16 protein-coding genes are annotated in these 19,012 nt (G+C 52.4%); 6 read left to right on the plus strand and 10 right to left on the minus strand.

Annotated features, from left to right (window positions below; translation table 11 throughout):
- Positions 1–50 precede the first annotated feature (50 nt).
- Positions 51–1,952, minus strand: coding sequence for a putative bifunctional diguanylate cyclase/phosphodiesterase (locus PJDR2_RS23295; protein WP_015846177.1), 1,902 nt, complete (start codon positions 1,950–1,952; stop codon positions 51–53).
- Between the two features lie 311 nt (positions 1,953–2,263).
- Positions 2,264–2,647 carry a DUF423 domain-containing protein gene (locus tag PJDR2_RS23300; RefSeq protein WP_015846178.1) on the minus strand — a complete coding sequence of 128 codons (384 nt, stop codon included), beginning with the start codon at positions 2,645–2,647 and terminating at the stop codon, positions 2,264–2,266.
- Positions 2,648–2,721: 74 nt separating this feature from the next.
- Between PJDR2_RS23300 and PJDR2_RS23305 the strand changes: the two genes are divergently transcribed.
- A complete protein-coding gene (locus PJDR2_RS23305) occupies positions 2,722–3,240 on the plus strand; it encodes a hypothetical protein (RefSeq protein ID WP_015846179.1) in 519 nt (172 codons plus the stop codon).
- A gap of 71 nt (positions 3,241–3,311) precedes the next feature.
- Here the strand turns inward: PJDR2_RS23305 and PJDR2_RS23310 are convergent, their stop codons facing one another.
- The 3 genes from PJDR2_RS23310 to PJDR2_RS23320 all read right to left on the minus strand — a co-directional run bounded on the left by PJDR2_RS23310 (position 3,312) and on the right by PJDR2_RS23320 (position 8,585).
- The gene (locus tag PJDR2_RS23310; RefSeq protein ID WP_015846180.1) at positions 3,312–4,127 is read right to left on the minus strand and encodes a hypothetical protein; all 816 of its coding nucleotides are present in this window, start codon (positions 4,125–4,127) and stop codon (positions 3,312–3,314) included.
- Between the two features lie 199 nt (positions 4,128–4,326).
- Positions 4,327–7,419 (minus strand): SbcC/MukB-like Walker B domain-containing protein, encoded by a 3,093-nt coding sequence (locus PJDR2_RS23315; RefSeq protein WP_015846181.1) that lies wholly within the window; start codon positions 7,417–7,419, stop codon positions 4,327–4,329.
- Positions 7,416–8,585 (minus strand): exonuclease SbcCD subunit D, encoded by a 1,170-nt coding sequence (locus PJDR2_RS23320; RefSeq protein ID WP_015846182.1) that lies wholly within the window; start codon positions 8,583–8,585, stop codon positions 7,416–7,418. Before PJDR2_RS23320 ends, PJDR2_RS23315 begins: the two co-directional genes overlap by 4 nt.
- 178 nt (positions 8,586–8,763) lie before the next feature.
- Here PJDR2_RS23320 and PJDR2_RS23325 point away from each other — a divergent pair, with 178 nt between their 5' ends.
- Positions 8,764–10,029 carry an MFS transporter gene (locus PJDR2_RS23325; RefSeq protein ID WP_015846183.1) on the plus strand — a complete coding sequence of 422 codons (1,266 nt, stop codon included), beginning with the start codon at positions 8,764–8,766 and terminating at the stop codon, positions 10,027–10,029.
- A 44-nt stretch (positions 10,030–10,073) separates the two neighbouring features.
- Here PJDR2_RS23325 and PJDR2_RS23330 read toward each other — a convergent pair whose 3' ends face one another.
- A complete protein-coding gene (locus tag PJDR2_RS23330) occupies positions 10,074–10,709 on the minus strand; it encodes an NAD(P)-dependent oxidoreductase (protein WP_015846184.1) in 636 nt (211 codons plus the stop codon).
- A 27-nt stretch (positions 10,710–10,736) separates the two neighbouring features.
- Positions 10,737–11,171, minus strand: a complete 435-nt coding sequence (locus PJDR2_RS23335) for an Rrf2 family transcriptional regulator (RefSeq protein WP_015846185.1) — start codon at positions 11,169–11,171, stop codon at positions 10,737–10,739.
- An 800-nt stretch (positions 11,172–11,971) separates the two neighbouring features.
- Here PJDR2_RS23335 and PJDR2_RS23340 point away from each other — a divergent pair.
- Positions 11,972–12,709 carry an MBL fold metallo-hydrolase gene (locus PJDR2_RS23340; protein WP_015846186.1) on the plus strand — a complete coding sequence of 246 codons (738 nt, stop codon included), beginning with the start codon at positions 11,972–11,974 and terminating at the stop codon, positions 12,707–12,709.
- A 400-nt stretch (positions 12,710–13,109) separates the two neighbouring features.
- Positions 13,110–14,021, plus strand: a complete 912-nt coding sequence (locus PJDR2_RS23345) for a hypothetical protein (protein WP_015846187.1) — start codon at positions 13,110–13,112, stop codon at positions 14,019–14,021.
- 33 nt (positions 14,022–14,054) lie between these two features.
- Here PJDR2_RS23345 and PJDR2_RS23350 read toward each other — a convergent pair whose 3' ends face one another.
- A complete protein-coding gene (locus PJDR2_RS23350) occupies positions 14,055–15,701 on the minus strand; it encodes a hypothetical protein (RefSeq protein ID WP_015846188.1) in 1,647 nt (548 codons plus the stop codon).
- Between the two features lie 181 nt (positions 15,702–15,882).
- Between PJDR2_RS23350 and PJDR2_RS23355 the strand changes: the two genes are divergently transcribed.
- Entirely contained in the window at positions 15,883–16,635 is a 753-nt protein-coding gene (locus PJDR2_RS23355; RefSeq protein ID WP_015846189.1) for a DeoR/GlpR family DNA-binding transcription regulator, read from the plus strand.
- Between the two features lie 45 nt (positions 16,636–16,680).
- On the opposite strand, the gene PJDR2_RS23360 is transcribed toward PJDR2_RS23355, so the two are convergent.
- Positions 16,681–17,418, minus strand: a complete 738-nt coding sequence (locus PJDR2_RS23360; protein ID WP_015846190.1) for an SDR family oxidoreductase — start codon at positions 17,416–17,418, stop codon at positions 16,681–16,683.
- A 210-nt stretch (positions 17,419–17,628) separates the two neighbouring features.
- Here PJDR2_RS23360 and PJDR2_RS23365 point away from each other — a divergent pair, with 210 nt between their 5' ends.
- Positions 17,629–18,546: an AraC family transcriptional regulator gene (locus tag PJDR2_RS23365; RefSeq protein WP_015846191.1), complete on the plus strand. Its 918-nt coding sequence runs from the start codon at positions 17,629–17,631 to the stop codon at positions 18,544–18,546.
- 38 nt (positions 18,547–18,584) lie between these two features.
- Here PJDR2_RS23365 and PJDR2_RS23370 read toward each other — a convergent pair whose 3' ends face one another.
- The gene (locus PJDR2_RS23370; RefSeq protein WP_015846192.1) at positions 18,585–19,010 is read right to left on the minus strand and encodes an SRPBCC family protein; all 426 of its coding nucleotides are present in this window, start codon (positions 19,008–19,010) and stop codon (positions 18,585–18,587) included.
- Between the last annotated feature and the right edge of the window lie 2 nt (positions 19,011–19,012).

A 19,012-nucleotide genomic window follows, 5' to 3' on the forward strand; every position in this document is an offset into this window, starting at 1 on the left:
TGCCCTCTCGTATTTGACGAAAGGACAGCTTCTTTGTTCGTTATAGGAATTTATTGAATATAGGCCGCTCCAAGCATTTGCTCGATGTCGGTGCTTGACACCGGAGGACTCCAGAAATAGCCCTGCATTTCATCGCAGTTATGTTTCCGTAAAAACTCCATCTGCTCTGCGTTCTCGACGCCTTCGGCAATGACCTGAATGTTCAGGTTATGCGCCATTGCGATAATGGCCGCGACTATCTCCGCGTCGCTAGGGTCCTGTTGAATATCCCTTACGAAGGAGCGGTCGATCTTCAGGCGGTCAATCGGGAAGTTCTTTAAGTAATGGAAGGAGCTGTAGCCCGTTCCGAAATCGTCTACGCTAATGCCGACTCCCATATCCGTAAGCTCGAGCAGGCAGCGGGATACATGGCCCGTATCCATCGTCATCGATTCGGTGATTTCCAGGTCAAGATATTCCGGCTTTAACCCGGTCTTCTCCAGCACCGAAGCTACTTTGCTCGCCAGATCCTGCTGCACGAACTGACGGATCGAGAGATTCACCGATACCGGCATCGGCGGGAGGCCGGCGTCCTGCCAAGCTTTGTTCTGCCGGCAGGCTTCCTCCAGCACCCAGTCGCCGATCTGGACGATCATTCCGCTCTCTTCCGCGATCGGAATAAACTCACCCGGCGGAATCATTCCTTTCGCCGGATGTCTCCAGCGGACCAGCGCTTCGACGCCTACCATCATGCCCGAGACCAGATCGTATTGCGGCTGGTAGAGCAGAATAAATTCTTTGCGCTGAATAGCGCGGTACATCTCGTGCTGAAGCGTCAGCCGCTCGAAGGAAGAGTTACTCCAGCTCTCTGAGTAGAGCATGCAGTCGTTCTTTCCGCTCTCCTTCACCTTGACCAGGGCAATATCGGCTTTCTTCAGAAGCGAATACCCGTCATCCTCTTTGACAAGGCTGGTCACCGCTCCAAGACTGCCCGTAATATGCAGCGGAAAGCCCTTCAGCTCAAACGGCTCGTCAATGGCGTGCAGCATGCCGCGGGACAATTCCATCAGCTGCTCTTCCGATTCGATATCCTGAAGCAGCAAGGCGAATTCATCGCCCTCCATTCGGGCTACGATTCCCTGCTCGCCGATCGCTCTCGTCAGACGCTCCGCTACCTGCAGTAGCAGCATATCGCCAAATTCGCGTCCAAATGAAGCGTTAACCAGCTTAAACCGGTCCAGATCCAAATAACAAAGGCCAATCATCCGGTCATGCTCTCTGGCAAAAGCGAGGCTTTCATTCATCCGGATATGGAATAAGGTACGGTTAGGCAGCCCCGTCATATCGTCGTAATAAGCCATGTAACGGATCCGCTCGATATTACGCTTCCGGTCGCTCAGATCCTGGCTGACGATGACGGTTCCTATCACCTCATCCTCCCTCATCATTGGGGAGCTGATGATTTGAAGCTCAAGCGGAAAGCCGGAACGGTGCGTAATATTAATATTGCGCTGCTCCGATTTTCCTTGAAGCGCATGATCCAGCATCTCCTGCAGGCTGTTGCGGCTGCCCGGCTCGAGCAGCGGAGCAAGCGGCTTGCCAAGCAGGTCCTGGCGTATGTAGCCCAGCGTATTGCTGGAGGCAACGTTCATCTCCATAATTACGCCATCCCGGTCCAAAATCGCCAAAGGAACAGCTTCCGACTGAAGCAGTGTCTCTACAATAGGCGTATGGAAATTCCGGAATCCGATCATTTGCCCGTTCCTGGCAAACAAGATTGCCGTTATTGCAATCGCCAATACGGCAATCATTGACGAAGTCCATTCCAACACGGGGTCGGCATTCCTATACAAGGCTGCTGCACAGAATAGCACAGCCACAATGGCTATCGTAAGAGCGGCTGTCCGCAGCATGACTTGTGGCTGCGAAGCCCGATACCGTCTATTAGGCGAACCGTCCATCCGTTTCGTCACGCACCAACTTCCTTCCTCTTGTCAGGTCAAGCAAGGTTAGATTCATTATAAACGAAATGGTCTTTGCGGTATAGAAATATTTACTAAAACAATAAATAATTCTTGTAGAATAAAGGCGTTTTATGTCGAAAAACAAGGCATTTCGCCATTTACTGCATGTAACATGTAGCTTTACAGACCTATATTTGACAAGTAACATTCATACTTCGGCACAAGATGAAACGGCTATCGCCGTCCTTGGCGGAGCAAGAGAATATCAAAAAAAAAGCCGCCCCAAGTCATCTAGGAGCGGCCTTGCTTAATCTATTTTGCTAGGCTTTTTTTCCGGAACGAAGCGCAGCGGCCGCTATGCAGCCCCAGCCGGCCAAGAAGGCAACACCGCCAAGAGGGGTGATGGCGCCCAATATTTTAACATCGCTTAACGCAAGGACGTACAGGCTGCCGCTGAACAAAATGATCCCTGCAATAAGCAGGCGCGCTCCCACTCTCACAAGCTTGACGTCGCCAATTCGGTCGGCTAACAAAGCCACCAGCATTAAGCCGATCGCGTGATACATATGATAGCGGACGCCGGTTTCATAGACCTCCAGCATATCCTCGGACAAAGTATCCTTCAGGCCGTGAGCGCCAAACGCCCCGAGAGCTACGGCTAATGCGGCGCCTATCGCGCCGTAAGCGAAATATTTATTAGACATCTTGTTTTCATCCCTTTCTCGTTTGTGTATAATCTTACAAGTAAATCCACTTATTACAAAGGAGTCGATCATTCTTGGAAGAACCGCGCAATCCTTCACAGCCAGATCCGCAAACCGGCTCATCCGCAAATCCCGAGCAACCTTATGATAATCCCTACGCATCAAGGCCTTCCCATCCATTTGCTCCGGTTAGGGAGAATGGACCGATAAAGCAATCGGGACTTGGCATCGCTTCCTTCATATTGGCACTCGTAACGTTATTACTTGTCGTTGGATGCGTGATCAGCGCTACTGTGTTTGTCAGCAATGTAACCGGTGATGCTCAAGGTTTTCTGAATGAAGTCGAGAATATCGAAAGCGAGGGCACGCTTCCGTCTGACTTGGTACCGATTATGATCGCCGGATTATGTATTATCGCATCCATCGGCGTTGCCATTATCGGCCTGATCCTCGGCATTGTTGGCGCCGTTCAGAAAAACCGCCGCAAAGTATTTGCCATTATCGGCATCGTGCTGAACGGCCTGATCGTGCTAGGAACAGTCGGCCTTGTCATTATAGGCCTTGTCTCCGCTGCTGCGCAATCGACAATTTAGCAACAAATGAGTAATCTTTGATAAAGAAAGAGGCTGTTCCCTAGGGAACAGCCTCTTCTTGAATTTCCGCCCTAATTCAGCTGGCCAGCAACGGTCTTGTTAATATCGGCAATCTTTTTCTCGTAGCCTTCTATCTTCACCTGTTGATCCGTTATTTGCTTCGCTACCGTGGTCAGCGTAGTAAGGGAACGAATGGAGGTCTTGCCGTCATAGCTTCGCAGCGCGTACAGCAGATCGCTCCACTCCGCCGATTTTTGCTTGTTCTGCTGGCTGATCGCGGACTTCGCAACAGAGATTTTTCGCTCCTCCTCGGTAATGGCGTCAAGTTGGCCGCGCAGCCGCTTCATCTTGTCGCTTGCCGATGATTTGGCCGAGCTTAACGCGCTTTGTGCGGCACGAATCTCCTCTTTGGCGCTTTTCACCGAAATCTCCAGCAGGTCTACCTTCAACTGTACGGCTGCCGTCAGCTCCTTGATGCCGAACTTCCGCGCCGCCTTCAGCTCCGCTTGGGCAGCTTCGTATCGATTAAACAAAGGCTGATAATAATTCTTTAATTGCGCAACCTTCTTGTCCAGCGAATCCAGCTTCGCCTTGTCGATCAGCCGGATCTTCTGCCGAAGCTCAGACTCCTTCTCATCATTGGTTTTGGCAGTTGTCTTTATCCGGGTATCCTTGTCTCCAATCACAGTCTGCTGCTGGACAAAGCTTTGATACAGCGACTGGAGCTTCGCCGCGTCAGCTGACGTCAATCCTGCTTTTGTCTTGTCGAACTGCTTCTGCGCCGTTGCGGACAAGGAATGAACAGCCGCCTCCGCAACTGCCGCCGGGAGAATGGCAGACAGCAGCATGGCTAGCAGCAAGGCCGCTGCCGGCATTCGAAATGTCATACGTGTAACTCCTCCTTGGAAGATATTCATAGCGGCAGCCGAAAACAAAAAAAGCACCCTTCAAACCAAGCCCAAAGGCTGGTTCGAAGGGTGCTTCCCGTTCGAATTCAAATTGCGTTGCCGCATATGTCTTTTCACTATACGGCTTGACCGGCAAAAGTGTCAACCCATTATTTTACATCGCTCCGCAAAAGCCGACTCACCTTACTGCAATGGATGTCCGGCTGTAGCCTTCCTTCGTCTTATACACTTCGAGCGTAGCCGGGAAGGCTGCTTTAAGCTCTTGCACGTGAGAGATAACGCCAATCATTCGGCCTGAACGCTGCAGATCCACAAGCGCCTCAATCGCTTTGTTAAGCGAATCCTCATCCAGCGAGCCAAAGCCTTCGTCAATAAACATCATCTCGATGGAGACGCCGCCTTGGAACGATTGGATGACATCGGTCATGCCAAGCGCAAGGCATAACGAAGCGTTAAACTTCTCGCCGCCCGACATCGTCTTCACATCCCGGTTCTGGCCGGTGTAGGCATCGTAGACATCAAGGCCAAGCCCGCTTTGTTTGCCTCGCGTCTCGAGCCGGTCGCTACGCTGCAGAACGAACTGGCCGCCGGATAAATGACGGAGCCGGACGTTTGCGGCATGCAAAATCTGTTCCAGATATTCGATAAGAATATAACGTTCGAATGAGATTTTGAGTGCGTTGTCGCCTTTAAGCATCTGGTACAGATCCAGCACCTGCTCAAGCTTTGCTTCCAGCTCCTTAACCTTGGCCGCTGCCTGATCAATAGCCGTCCTCAGCTTGCCTGCGTCCTCGGCGAACCGGGAAGCAATTTGCAGGGCATTCGTTGCTGCCTCAATCCGCTCTTTCAGCTCGGCAATAGCAGCCTTCAGCGCTTCAATATCCGCTTGCTGCTTGCCCGATAACTCCTGCTCCAGCTCTTCAATCCGCTTTCGAGCGGCTGCTAAGGCCGTATTGTACGCCTCGAGCTGCTCCTTCAGAGCCCGTCTCTCCTGATCCGGCAGATGAGCCTCGCGGAAAGCTTCCTCTGAGCTAAACTCCGCCTTCGCAAGCTCTTCTTCGAACCGTTTGGCAGCGAGCGCCGCATTGACCCGGGCTTCAGCAAGCTGCTGCTCGGTCTGCTCCGCATGAGCCTGCTCTTCGGCAAACTTCGCGCGCATCCGCAGCAGTCCATCCTGAGCCTCTTTCCAAGCTGCGGCAAGAGACTCCGCAAGGCTGCGCTGCTGCTTAAGCCGCAGCTCCATTTGCTTCGGAGAACGCAGCTCCTCCGGAATACGTTCAAGCTCCTTCTCGAGCGCCGACTGCTTGGCACCACGCTCGACCGCAATCTGCTGCTGCTCCGCTTGCAGCTTGTCCTTCTCTTGCAGCAGCTGCTCCAGCTTCTGCTCGATCTCTTCCGCACGCTGCTTCAGCTGCTTGCCTTGCTCGACCTGCGCGCCAAGCCGTTCCGCTTCCTCATTCAGCTGCTTCCAGCGTTTCCGAAGCTCGCCTTGCTGCTCGGCAAGCCCGGAAGCTTCCGCCCCGTATTCCGCAAGCTCCGCCGCGCTTCCTTCCCAGCTCGAACGCGTCGCCGCCGCCTGGAGCTTCGCCTCATTCAGCTCGCGTTCGTAACGGGACAGCTGCTCCTTCGCCTGCTGAAGCTGCTCTCTGGACGGTACGGCTTCCGCCGCAACGGCTTTGCCAGGATGCTCCTGACTGCCGCAGACCGGGCAAGGCTGACCGTCATGAAGATGGGCGGCCAAGAGGCTCGCTTGCCCTTCAATCCAATTGCGTTCCAGCCGGTCATGCTCCTCGCGGATTTGAGCAAGTGATAAAGCCCGCTCTTCAATCACGGAGGAATGGGAGACGAGCTCTTTCTCCAGTTCGATTAACTTGGAAATATATTTGCCCGTCTGAAGGACCTGATTTCTTTGCTCAACGACGCTCGGCAGCGCCTCGACAGCGCCTTCTATCGCCTTGAGCTGCGTCGCTAGCGTCAGCTTGGCTTCCTTCGCTTCGGCGATCAACGCCTCCGCCGACGTCAGCTTCGCCGCGCCGCTTTGCTCCGCGGCCGCCAGCTGCTCGACCGCTACGCGCTGCGCCTCCAGCGTCTGCACCGCCGGCGCCAGCTCCGCGAGGCGGTGCAGCTCGCGCTCCGCCGCCTGCCGCTCCGCGCCGCGCTCCTCCTCGCGGCGATACCGCTCCTCGGCTGCCGCGAGCGCCTCCTTCGCGGCCTCCGCCGCCTGGCGCCGCATATCGCGGGCCTGCTGCTTCGCCGCGGCATCCCGCTCCGCGCGGACCGCCTGCTCCGCGTACGGCGCCAGCAGCGCCGCGCGCTCGGCAAGCAGCAGCCGGCGCTCACGCTCCGCATGTTCGCCGCTTTGCGCCGCGAGCCGCTCCCGCTTCGCCTGCTCGCTTGCCAGCTCCGCGAACCGCGCTTGCAGCGCCAGCTCGCCTTGCAGCGCTTGTTCCTGCTCGCCGAGCTGCCGCTGCAGTTCGCGCTTGCCCGATTCCCCTTCCGCAATGAGCTGGCGGTAGTAGCCAATCTCCTGCTCCAGCGCTTCCGACAGCTGCGCCGCATTGTACAGCTCCTGCGCAAGCGTCTGCGCAAGCTGGCTGTCTTCTCTGCGCGGCAGGTTATCCGCCGCCTGCTTCATAAAGTGGTCCACGCGGATCTTCGCTTCCTTCAGCTGGTCTCCCAGCTCCCGGTTCTGCTGCTGGAATCGCGTCTCGAGCCGCTGGTACAGCTCCGTCCGGAAAATCCGGCGCAATATCTCTTCTTTATTATCCGTATCCGAAGTGAGCAGCTTCCGGAATTCGCCCTGAGGCAGCATCACGATCTGGTTGAACTGCTCCTTCGTCAGGCCAATAATCGTCTCCAGCTTGGCATTAACGTCGCCGACCATAAACCGGTCTACCGCCGGAACGGCTTCGCCGCCTGTCAGTTCATACAGCTCGGCTTTGCCGCCCGTCTCGCTTTTGTTCGCGCCCTTCCGGTGGGGAAGCTGGCGGAATACCCGGTACATCCGGCGCCCCACGGCAAAATCCAGCTCAACGGCCGTATGCTTCTCGTCATCGGCGAAATGGCTCCGCAGCATGCGCGGCTCCGAACGGTCCTCGCCGCTTGCAGTTCCGTATAGAGCAAAACAAATCGCGTCAAAAATCGTTGTTTTGCCGGCACCGGTACTGCCCGAAATAACAAACAGACGATGCTCCCCAAGCTCGCTGAAATCCACGGTCTCCGCATCGCGGTACGGGCCAAAGGCCGTCATCGTAATTTTGAGAGGTCTCACCCTGCGTCCCCCTCCTCTCGCAGCAATCCGCCAAACGTATCGGCGAACAGCCGTTTTTTCGGCTCATCCAGCGCTACACCCTTCACTTCGAGATAAAAAGATTCGAATAAGCTTACCGGATCGGCCTCGCTCCTCCGCACCGCCGTCTCCGGGGCATCGCCATCCTCGCCAATGCCGCGAACGGCCGTTACCCTGCGCTCCACATGGAGGGCATTCGGGTAAACCGCCCGAACCTTCTCCATCGGAAACAAGACGGGGTTGTCGTTCAGCAGCGTAACGAAGACATAATCCTCGTTCACCGGATGGGTCTCGATCTCTTCAATCGGACCGGCAATCCGCCGCATATCGCGGAGCGGCTTCAGCTCTCTTTTCTCAATGGCCACATTCCCGCCCGCGTCCATCTCCACCACCAGGTAGCCTTTATTGTGATGCTCCTCGGAGATCGAATACTTGAGGGGGGAACCCGCGTAACGGATTTTTTCGCTGCCGACAAAATGCGCCTGATGCAAATGCCCAAGAGCGGTATAATGGAACGGTGCAAAATAGTCCGCCCGCACATGCTCGGCTCCGCCAATCGAAAGCGGGCGTTCCGAGTCGCTTGTATTAGGCTCCGCCGCGCCCGTTGCCGTGACGAAAGCATGTCCCACGACAATATGTCTCGCAGCCGGGTCCATATGCGAAGCAATCCGACCCGTGATCGCGCGCATGGCTTCATCATGCGTCCGGATATTCTCGTCTTCGTAAGTAATCCGTACTTGGGCCGGGTCGGCATAAGGCACCAGATGCACATGCACCTCGCCAAACGCGTCCTTCAGCACAACCGGCTTATGTTCCGTTCTTAGTCTTCCGGCGATATGAAGCCCGCGGCTTTCCATCATTGCCGTTCCGAAGTCAATCCGGTCCGGACTGTCATGGTTGCCCGAGATCGCCAGCACCGGCGTATCCAGCCCAACAACGATCCTCTCGAGCAGCTCGTCGAGCAGATCCACCGCTTCCGTCGGTGGGATAGCCCGGTCGTACAGATCGCCTGCGATAATAACGGCATCCGGCCGTTCAAGCTCTACCGCGCTTGCAAATTGCTCCAGCACATACCGCTGGTCTTCCGTCATATATACACCCTGCACAAGCTTGCCTAAATGCCAGTCTGCAGTATGAAAAAATTTCACTCTATGAACATTCCCTTCCGCTACTCATGTACCTTTCCGTTTCGAGACCCTTAACCGTACATATATTCGCTTTTTTCTCTCGATTTCCTTCCTGAAAATATTTCCCCAAGGCCCTATCAATGGTACATTAGTAGACGGACTTCATAGATGTAAATAAACGCAGATCCAGGAGGATAACATGCAACCCGAACTTGAAGCACGGTCGAAACGGTCCTTGTTCAGCAACTACACGCTGCTCTTGGCCGTTGTATTTGGCGGCTTTCTCATATTTGGTTTCTCGGAAAATATTAAAGGTCCCGCCATCCCGCGCATGCAGGCCGACTTCTCGCTGAACGAAGCGCAGATCGGCATGCTGCTTGCCCTTAATTCCCTCGGCTATCTGATCGCTTGCAGCTTTACGGGCTGGCTGGTGAAAAAAATCGGCATCAAGCTGACGACCCTTATCGCTTTTGGCTCGATGGTTATATCCGGCTTGTGCCTGTACTTCTCTATCAGCTATTCCACGATGGTATTGTCCTACTTCTTCATGTATATCGGAAACGGCCTGCTAGAGATCGCTCTTGCGATTCTGGCCGCCCAGATCTTTACCCGAAACACCGGTACGATGATGAATCTGGCCCATTTCTTCTACGGGCTCAGCTCGATTGTCGCCCCGCTTCTGGCCGCTAATCTGATGGGGATTCACCTGTTCGGCTCAAGCTCCGAGCTTGGCTGGAGGGGAATGTACTGCTTGATGCTTTCTCTGACTTTGCTGCCGATGATTCCTACCATCTTCGCCAAAGCGCCCAAGCAGGAAGAGAAGCATGGCGAACGTCTGTCGCTTCGGGAATATATAAGGGATAAAGCGGCTTGGCTGCTTGTAGGCGTTCTCTCCCTTGGCGTTGTATCCGAAATGTCAATCGGGAGCTGGCTCGTCAACTTTCTGGAGAAGGCCTATGACTGGAGCAGCGATACGTCCGCGGCTATGCTGTCCGCCTTTTTCCTCTGTTTTACCTTTGCGAGACTTGTTCTTGGTCCGGTCACCGATAAAATCGGCTATACGATGTCGCTTATCGTGCTGTCGGCTTTCTCCGGTCTTTGCTCGATTGCGGCTGTTATTCTCGGGGAGCCCGGAGCCTTCCTGTTTGCGGCAGCCGGCATCGGCATTGCGCCAATCTATCCGACGGTTATGGCCCTTATTGCCAGACGTTATTCGAAGGAAAGCGATACGGCCATTACGTTTACGGTGACTTTAATGGGGGTTGCAACGGTTGCGGGGAACTATCTGATCGGGCTTATTATCGAGCTGTTCAAGGACGGCTTTGCGGAAGAGGCTCATCCGAAGGCGGGTCTCATTGCCGGCCTGCAAGCGGGTTATATTTTCATCGGCGCATGCGCCCTGTTGTGCTCGGTCATGTCGATCGCGTTATACCGTCATCTAAAAAAACGCGGTGCCCTGCTATGAACAAAAGAGGCTGTTCCCTCACGGGAGCAGCCTCTTTTGTTTGCTTAGTTTTCGGAAGACACGGTGAAACGTTCGTTGACATGCGCGGCATTCTCGGCTTCATCCACAATGGCGATCGCAAAGTCCGCGTAGCTGACATAGCTGTGGCCTTTCGAGTTAACAAGCAGATGGTCTTTGCCTTTCGTATAGGAACCGGTACGCTCTCCTGCCGGATCAAAGAAAGCGGACGGGCTGACAAAGGTCCACTTCAGACCTGTCGATTGCTTCAGATCTTCAAGATTTTGTCCTTGGTTCTTCGCCGTGGCAAGGAACATCTCAGGGAAATCAGGCGTGTTAAAGAGCTGAACCGTCTTGGCTTCATCCACGTACAAGCTGCCTGCTCCGCCAATTACGATCAGGCGCGTATCCGTTCCGGACAAGGCATCAATCAAGGCTTTGCCGGCTGTTACGTGCAGTTGTTCCTGTCCAAGCGGTGCGCCAAAAGCATTCACGACGACGTCAAAGCCTTGCAGGTCGGCTGCAGTCAGATCGAAAACTTCCTTCTCGATCACTTGAACGCCTTCCTCCGTTACCTTGGCACGGTTCCGTACAACCGCCGTTACTTCATGTCCGCGGCTAAGCGCTTCTTTCACTATAAATTGACCTGCTTTGCCTGTAGCGCCTACTACTGCAATTTTCATATAAAAAACCTCCTAAATAGAATGAAATTATTTGTTTTGATTCGTTCTTATCAGATCTGCGACCAGTTCCTCCAAAGTAATCTGCGCGAGAACACTCTCCATGGCATCCTGCGACTTCTTCAGCACAAGCTCCAGCACAACCTGTATGCTAGCTCCAACCGGACAGTCGGGATTCGGCCCTTCATGTATATGAAAAAGCTGTCCCTCCTCTACGACGTCTACCGCCCGGAAAATATCCAGCAATGTAATCTCGCTCATTTCCTTGGTCAGATACGAACCGCCGGTGCCGGCACGGACCTGAACGAGACCAGCCTTCTTCAGCTGTCCCAACAACCGGCGGATAATAACCGGGTTGGTATTGACGCTGCCGGCAATCCATTCGGAAGTGTTATGAGCGTCCTTGGAAATCTCCAGCAGCGATAAAATATGGACCGCAATGGAGAAGCGGCTGCTGATTTTCATGATTGTCACCTTCTTGTGTGGCTCCGGTTGTTTCGGTTGATTGCTCCATGTAGCTCGAAACAACACTCCGCTGGCCCTTTTAAAAGGCACAAGACCGAGCACAAAACCGAATACAAAGCCAATATTGTTGTGACAATTGTAGTTACAACTGGGATAGAAGTCAAGGACGCTCCGCGTTGGGGCTGCGTTTGTTTCGGTTGATTAGGCTACGTGTTGTTTCGGTTGATTGCTCCATGTAGTTTGTTCCTCGAATTATCATTTTCAAGGGTTGGAACAAACGTACAAAGTCGCACTCAACTCGAAACAACACTCCGCCTGGCGTTTAAGAGCACAACACCTCCGCTGGCCGGATCTGATTGATTAGCCGTTGTAACAATTGTAGTTACAACAAAATGAAAAGTCAAGTAACTTATAGCACGCTGCTGCAAAATAGCTACAATGGATTCAGTCCAATGAAATCAAGAAATATGGCTTAATCGGTTGCTTACGTTGGATTCTATCCAGTGAAAAGTCCATTTTAGCTCTCCGAATGCTTATTTGACAGATTATACTGTATGCCATCCAATGTAGCCCACACTATTACCTCATATTGATCAGTTTTACTGTATCGATTCCAACGTATATCTCTAACGACTGTTCTCATGTATCCATCCCACCAAACCAGAATTAGAGTATTGACAAAAATATTTTTATGTGTTATAATAATAAATTTTTCTGTTTACACAATTCCCGAGAGTCTGTAATATAGTCACATGACCTCGGCCGGGTCCCCTTCATTTTGTACGAGGAGTGTGACCTTTATGCAAGCCCAACTTGCCATGCTGTCCATAAGCGCCCCGGTGATGGGCACAATCGACACCGTTCATCCGGTTCTTATCTGGGACGATCAGCATCAAATCTTGCTGGATACCGGTTATCCCGCCCAGCTTCCACAGCTCCAAGCAGCAATTGATGCTGCGGGAGGCAGCCCAGAGAAACTTACTCATATTATTCTTACCCATCAGGATATTGATCATATCGGGAATTTGCCGGAATTAACTTCACGAGTCGGGATCGAAGTGTTGGCCCATCCGCTCGAGAAACCGTACATTCAAGGCGATATACGGCTTATCCGTTTCACGGACGAGGCTATTGCCAGCATCGACAGGATGCCGGACTCCGTGCCCGAATCGTTCCGCAACGGTTTAAAACGGATGATGCTGAATCCGCCTAAGGCCAATGTTGACAGGGAAGTGATCGGCGGCGAGTTTCTTCCTCTAGGCGGAGGAATTACCGTAATCGATACCCCGGGCCACACGCCGGGACATATCAGTCTTTACCACGAGCCTTCCCGTACGCTAATTGCCGGAGATGCTCTGATGGTAAGAGACGGCGAGCTATATGGAGCTGACCCTGCTACTACATTAGATCCGTTGACCGCCCAAGCTTCCATCGCCGGACTGCTGGATTTTGATATTCAGACCATTGTCTGTTACCATGGCGGACTATACAACCAGCGGGTTATGGAGCGTCTCTTCGAGCTTGCGGCACAAAAATAAGACGTATTTTTAAAGCGGAGTGCCTCACGATTAGTGAGGCATTTCGCTTTAAAACGTGCCTCGTGCGGGCTTTTCTGCTCAACAGTGAGGCTAGGCTCATAGTTAGTGAGGCGTAACGGGTACAGAAGGCGGAGATACTCACTATTTGCTCTCCAGAGCAACTCCGGCGCTACTTTAAAGCGGGATGCCTCACGATTAGTGAGGCATTTCGGTTTAAACCGTGCCTCGTGCGGGCTTTTCTGCTCAACAGTGAGGCTAGGCTCATAGTTAGTGAGGCCTAACGGGTACAGAAGGCGGAGATGCTTACTGACAGCTCCATTTTTATCTGTTCAAAAGGTTCTAGGCCTTCGTATGAAGAATAATCTCCAGAATTAAATCGAAAAGGGGCGCAATCCCATTTATGAATTCTCGTTTCCTTATCGGACAGTATGGACAATTCGACTACAACAAATATAGCAGGGACTTTAAGAACGACTTTTTTGGAATTGAAGCTTGTCTATTCCAGAGCGAGCAAGATATTGAGAATCTAATCCGAGAATCTCATGCTGCCGGGTTTCGGATCGGGATTCATTTTCCGCTGCGGGCGGGGATTTCTCCGCTCAGGGATGCGCTGTTTATCGCCAAGAATGATACCGTAAGATTGGATGCCTACTCCATAGCGGAGCAAGAGCTTGCTTACATCCATTCGCGAATGCAGCCAGATTATGTGCTCTTTCATTACCCTAAGCCCGTTATTCTGGATAATCGCGCGGATTGGGCTAACTGGCGATTCGACAACCGGATGGAATACGAATTCGAAAGCGAATATTCCTTTGATGAATTTCGGAAGCATAGCGATAATTTGTTCGAATGGTTGTCCCTTATGGGCACCTGGTACGGATTTACTCCTGTCTTAGAATTCGATGCTCTGAACCGCTACGTCTATGACCACGATTATTTGCAGCGCAAACTGGAGGAGTATAGCAGCATCAAGCTTTGTCTCGATACCGCAAGGCTGTACATCCAGGACCGGATCGATCCGTATTTCCATGCTGAAACGATTCTCCGCCGATACGCCAAGTATGCCGCAACCATTCATTTGTCCAATGTACGGATTATTGAGGGACAAATTACGCAGAGCCGAGCGCCCGTCCTTCCCGCTCAGCAGCCAAGCGATGGCTGGGCTCCCATTGCACGGTATTTACGGATGATCTCCAGCGAGAATCCGGATGTAAAAATCATGTTCGAGCATCGCTCGGAGCATGTATCCGATGAACAGCTTGAGGAGTGTTATCGCTGGGCGGGCAAGCTGATTCAAAAAAGAGGTGAATGAAGCTCCGTCAGGACCTTCATTCACCTCATGTCTTTAATAACGGAAATCTTTCATCTCTTCCCCGTTCATTCGCGCGACCGATTGCCCCGGGCTTGCGACAATCAGCTCAAGCGAATTCTGATGGCTGATGCCGGTATAGATAAGTTTGCCGCCAATTCTTGAAGCTTGCTGCAAGGTGAATTCTACCCCGCCCATCCGCTCAGCGAACGCAGCCAGGCTACCGATTCCAAGCTTTTCCGCTTCATCCCGCCCCAATATTTCTACCGCTACCGCGGCAGGCTCTCCTTGCAGACGAACCAAATTGTATTCCTCAAGCTCCTCGAAAGTAAAATGCCCATGCAGCAGAATAGAAACAAAACAATTTTGCACCTGGCCAAACAACCCAGCTTCTTGCCTTATCCAAGTACCTGCCGGAAGAACACCGATAATCTCTTGCTGCTCGGCATGCTCCGGGACAGGGAACAACGTCAGAATCCGGTTTTTGTCGTACAGCACCTCCGCGTACTCGCTTTGATGCCGCGGATCTCCTTCTCTCCAGCCATCACCCGGATGGAAGAAGTAAAGCTGATTTACGCTATTCTCTCCCGTAACCGGGAACGAGACCATCCAACGGATTTGCTCGTTATCAAACTCTTTTACCCTCTCCCAAATGCCGCCGGCTGCATAGTCCTTCGTCACGTAAGCATAGGAATGAAGCGGAATTTGTTCACCGGTATCAATTTTGATGATTTGTTTTCGGACCACCTCGGGCTGGTCCCGCTCCAGCGCTCTCTGAAGAGCATCCTCCGGGGCAGGATAGCAGAGAAAGCCTGCATACTCGGTACGAGGCATACGATCCCCCCGCGGAAAATCTCCAAATTGCACATAATCATGCAAGACGTTGCGGTCTGCCGGCGCATCATGCGGCCAGCCCCTGGAATGGGCACCAACCCATGCACCCTTCAGGTAAAGCAGCGCTCTCTCCCGCCACAAGTAATCCAGCAGTTCGGCAAGCTGCTGCTTTAATGCCGGCTCGGCCGTCAGCTCCCAAGCGCAGGTAAATGCCTGAACCCAATGCCAGAACCATGGCAAAGCCCCATATTCCGGCATTCCTTGAGCCGTTACCCGCTCCACTGTACGCTTCAGGGATGCGATACCGTCTTCGAGAAGTTCTTGATCCTCATAGCGTTGACCGAATATGATCTTGGCTGCCGTATATTTCGCTTCATGGTGGTGAAACAGCTGCAGCGGATTCCTATAGAACCCTCCTTCATAAATATGATGGAGCGCAAGCTCGAAGCCTTCCTGCAATTCCGCACCTAGATATTGTCCAAACCGCGTATAGAAATAAACCATCAAGCTGCCCATCAGCTCTACCGGGAGCTCATGGGCTTTCGCAAGCTCAGGCGAAGGATTCAAATTTAGCGGAAAATGGCCATACAACGGCTCAGCCGGATCCTTTTGCTGAAGCTGCAGCACTCGTGCAAGCACGCCTTCCGCTTTCTTTTTCGAGTCGGCCGGGTTATCCAATACGGATTGAATTTCTTCGTCCACCGCTGCCGCAAATAAGTAAGAGGCATAATAGAAGTTATCCCGAATATCGTGATGGAACCATAATCCGCTGGCAAGCATAGGCAAGCTCTGTGCCGATAAGGCTACAGCCTGAATGATCTCTATTTGACGCTGCTGTTGTCCGTTCATTAGTTTCGTTTACTCCTCTCTATCTAACCAATAGTTCATTTATGTGTATTTTAGTTCATTTAATAGAAATAATCATTAATAAAATTTCATATGAACCTAATTAAACATCTGATGGCTATGGACGAGACGACAAGCTAAGTTTAAAATAATGGCAATACCAATGAGAACGGATGAACATGAAATGAACCATTTACGCCGATACGAGAGTATTATGGAGGTCCTGCTGACTCAGAAGGAAGTAACGGTTGCGGAGCTCAGCGAGCGGCTGAACGTAACAGGCAAGACGATCCGGGAGGATCTGACGAAGCTGGAGGAGCAAGGCCTGGTAAAACGGGTTCATGGCGGCGCCGTACTGGCAAACAGCGACCAATTCGGCATTCTTCCGGTGAAGGAGCCGCTCGCGAAGCATGCCGACGAGAAAACCGACATCGCGGATACGGCGATGAGGTTCATCTCCGGCAATGACATTATTGCGCTGGACGGCGGCAGCACAACTCTTGAGATCGCAAGGCGGCTTAATGATTTTCCGGTGACCGTCATTACCAACGATGTATACATCATCAGCGAGCTGGCGGGAAAAGAAAACGTCCGCCTCGTCGTCCCCGGCGGGTATCGCGTCCGCAACGTTCTAGCGGGACCGGAAGCTGTCGCTTATGTCCGTAACCTGAACATTAATAAAGCGTTTATTTCCGCCACCGGCGTACATCTCGAGCATGGCTTGTCCGTCTATACCGGCGACTTGATCGATTTCAAGCAGGCGTTGATGACGACCGCCCGCGAATGCTACGGGGTTGCCGACCATCATAAGTTTGGTCATAGCGCGCTTCGCACGTTCGCGAGGTTATCCGAACTGACGGCTCTTCTAACCGACAAAGGCCTCCCTGAAGATACGGCTGCCGCATTCCGGGCAACGGGAATCCGGGTGGAAAATTAAAAAATCGCCAGCGGCCTGAATCGATCAGGTGCTGGCGATCTTTTATTAGTTGAATCCGCCGTTCACGCGAAGCGTCTGTCCGGTAATCCAGCGGGCTTTATCGCTGACAAGCAGCTCTACGGCATTGGCGATATCATTAGGCTCTCCAAGGCGTCCAAACGCGTTCATGCGACGGAACGAATCCACAAGCTCTTCGGATTTGCCGTTCAGGAACAGCTCGGTCGACACCTGCCCCGGTGCGATACAGTTGATGATAATATCTTTTGGGCCAAATTCCTTTGCCAGCTGTCTGGTTAACTGTTCAACGGCACCTTTAGTTGCGGCATAAACGCTGTAAGTCGGAAGCATCGCGCCGGATACGGAGGTAGAGAAATTAATAATCGTCCCGCCGCTTGCCATATGCTTCATCGCTTGCTGGCAGGCGAAATACGTCCCTTTTACATTTATCATGAACTGCCGGTCGAACATTTCTTCCGTTACGTTCATAATCGGCGCCAGATCCATAATCCCTGCATTATTCACGAGAATATCTATGCGACCGAACCGCTCAAGCGTCTCCGAGAACAGCCCTTCCACATCGCTAACCTTGCCGATATCCCCACGGATGGCAGCAGCTTCTCCGCCCGCTTGCTCGATTAATTGAACAACCTCATTTGCTTTCTGTTGGTTGGAGGAATAATTGACAACGACTTTCGCGCCGGCTTCGCCGAGCTGAACGGCGATTTGACGTCCGATCCCTCTCGAAGCACCGGTGACAATTGCGACTTTTCCACGTAAACTCATGATTCATTCTCTCCTTTATGTTTTGGATATTTAATTGCCGTGGCTACAACATTGATTATAGGGAATACAAGGGGAAAGCCGTTAGATCAGAACCGTTCATTCCTTGCCTATTTCTCTTCGCGGATGAAATATAAGCATAGTATAGTGAAACTTTCGCACTTCTATTTTAAAATAAAAATAACTACCTATTCGGAAAGGAATTCACAAGCTATGGACGAAACTTTGCGAATGGAGCAGGCATTACGGCAACTAGCGGACTTGATCCTGCGCCATGCTCCGTCAAGCGGCACGTTTCCCACATCTGTTCCTAATCTGTCATTGATGCATGCCACGCATTTGTCGGAGCCCCTGGAATCCGTATATAAGCCATCCCTTTGTCTTGTGGCACTAGGGGCAAAGACGGCTACTCTAGGAGACGAGACATACCGGTACGACCCGATGACTTTTGTTGTTATTGCTGCCGAATTGCCGATTATAAGCAAAATCGTAGAGGCTTCGCCCGAAGCCCCCTATTTAAGCTTAAAGCTAAGCTTCGACCCCGATGTCATTCTCGATATGGTAAAAGAAAGCAGCCATGCGGCTGCATCCCCAGCGGATGCCTCACCGGGCATAACGATGAACCGCACGTCTCCGGGCTTGCTCGAAGCCGCCGTCAGGCTCGTTCAGCTGCTGGATACGCCGGAAGACATCCCGGTTCTCGCTCCGCTTATTGTCCGCGAGATCCTGTACCGCGTGCTGCAAAGCGAGCATGGCTCGCTTATTCACTCCTTTGCCATGATTGGCAGCCATTCGCATAACATTGCGCAAGCGATTCGGATGATTAACCGGCAATATGCGGAGCCGCTTGTCATCGATCAGCTGGCCAAGGTAGCAAGCCTCAGCACTTCGGCTTTTCACAAACATTTCAAGCGCGTAACGTCGATGAGCCCGCTGCAATATCAGAAAACCCTGCGCCTTCAGGAAGCAAGACGCTTAATGCTGACGGAAACGGTGCATGCTTCGGAAGCCGCCTTCCGCGTTGGATACGAAAGCCCGTCTCAGTTCAGCCGCGAATATGCCCGCATGTACGGGCGGCCGCCGATGCTGGATATACAGGAGCAACGTGCGTCAGCAATAACAGGGCCATGACGTTCGATCGTCATAGCCCTGTTATTTTTGAATAGTATTTAGTTTGCTTTCGTTATCTGCAGCATATCGTTCAGTACATCCTCCCAATGCAGCTTCATCTGCTCACGTGTAGCCGCATGATCCAGGTTTTCCTGATGGAAGCTTACCGTTGTTTTCCCCGGATGGCTGGAGATTAGCCGAATTTGCAAGGTCGAAGGCTTCTCCCAGCCTGGCTTTGACCACTTCAGGCGCAGCTGCTGCAGAGGCTTAACAATTCTCAATTCTCCCGATATCCCTTCGGTACTTTGAAACGTCTCGCCCGCTTCAATCGATATATCTTTGACGTTTCCAATCCATAACTTCAAGCCTTTAGCCGAAGTGAGAAATGTCCAAGCTGTTTCAGGAGAAACAGGCAGCGTCCTGCGGACTCCAATCTGAAAACCGACCGAGGCCGTTTTACCAACGATTTTTTCGGAATATCCCATTC

The sequence above is a fragment of the Paenibacillus sp. JDR-2 genome (genome assembly GCF_000023585.1).
In the GTDB taxonomy this organism is placed as follows: domain Bacteria; phylum Bacillota; class Bacilli; order Paenibacillales; family Paenibacillaceae; genus Pristimantibacillus.

What these genes read in the sequence shown, in the direction of transcription:
- PJDR2_RS23325 (WP_015846183.1), top strand. Translation starts at nt 8,764, where the DNA reads ATGCAACCCGAACTTGAAGCACGGTCGAAACGGTCCTTGTTCAGCAAC.
- PJDR2_RS23345 (WP_015846187.1), top strand. Translation starts at nt 13,110, where the DNA reads ATGAATTCTCGTTTCCTTATCGGACAGTATGGACAATTCGACTACAAC.
- PJDR2_RS23370 (WP_015846192.1), bottom strand. Translation starts at nt 19,010, where the DNA reads ATGGGATATTCCGAAAAAATCGTTGGTAAAACGGCCTCGGTCGGTTTT.
- PJDR2_RS23365 (WP_015846191.1), top strand. Translation starts at nt 17,629, where the DNA reads ATGGACGAAACTTTGCGAATGGAGCAGGCATTACGGCAACTAGCGGAC.
- PJDR2_RS23360 (WP_015846190.1), bottom strand. Translation starts at nt 17,418, where the DNA reads ATGAGTTTACGTGGAAAAGTCGCAATTGTCACCGGTGCTTCGAGAGGG.
- PJDR2_RS23355 (WP_015846189.1), top strand. Translation starts at nt 15,883, where the DNA reads ATGAACCATTTACGCCGATACGAGAGTATTATGGAGGTCCTGCTGACT.
- PJDR2_RS23335 (WP_015846185.1), bottom strand. Translation starts at nt 11,171, where the DNA reads ATGAAAATCAGCAGCCGCTTCTCCATTGCGGTCCATATTTTATCGCTG.
- PJDR2_RS23300 (WP_015846178.1), bottom strand. Translation starts at nt 2,647, where the DNA reads ATGTCTAATAAATATTTCGCTTACGGCGCGATAGGCGCCGCATTAGCC.
- PJDR2_RS23340 (WP_015846186.1), top strand. Translation starts at nt 11,972, where the DNA reads ATGCAAGCCCAACTTGCCATGCTGTCCATAAGCGCCCCGGTGATGGGC.
- PJDR2_RS23350 (WP_015846188.1), bottom strand. Translation starts at nt 15,701, where the DNA reads ATGAACGGACAACAGCAGCGTCAAATAGAGATCATTCAGGCTGTAGCC.
- PJDR2_RS23310 (WP_015846180.1), bottom strand. Translation starts at nt 4,127, where the DNA reads ATGACATTTCGAATGCCGGCAGCGGCCTTGCTGCTAGCCATGCTGCTG.
- PJDR2_RS23330 (WP_015846184.1), bottom strand. Translation starts at nt 10,709, where the DNA reads ATGAAAATTGCAGTAGTAGGCGCTACAGGCAAAGCAGGTCAATTTATA.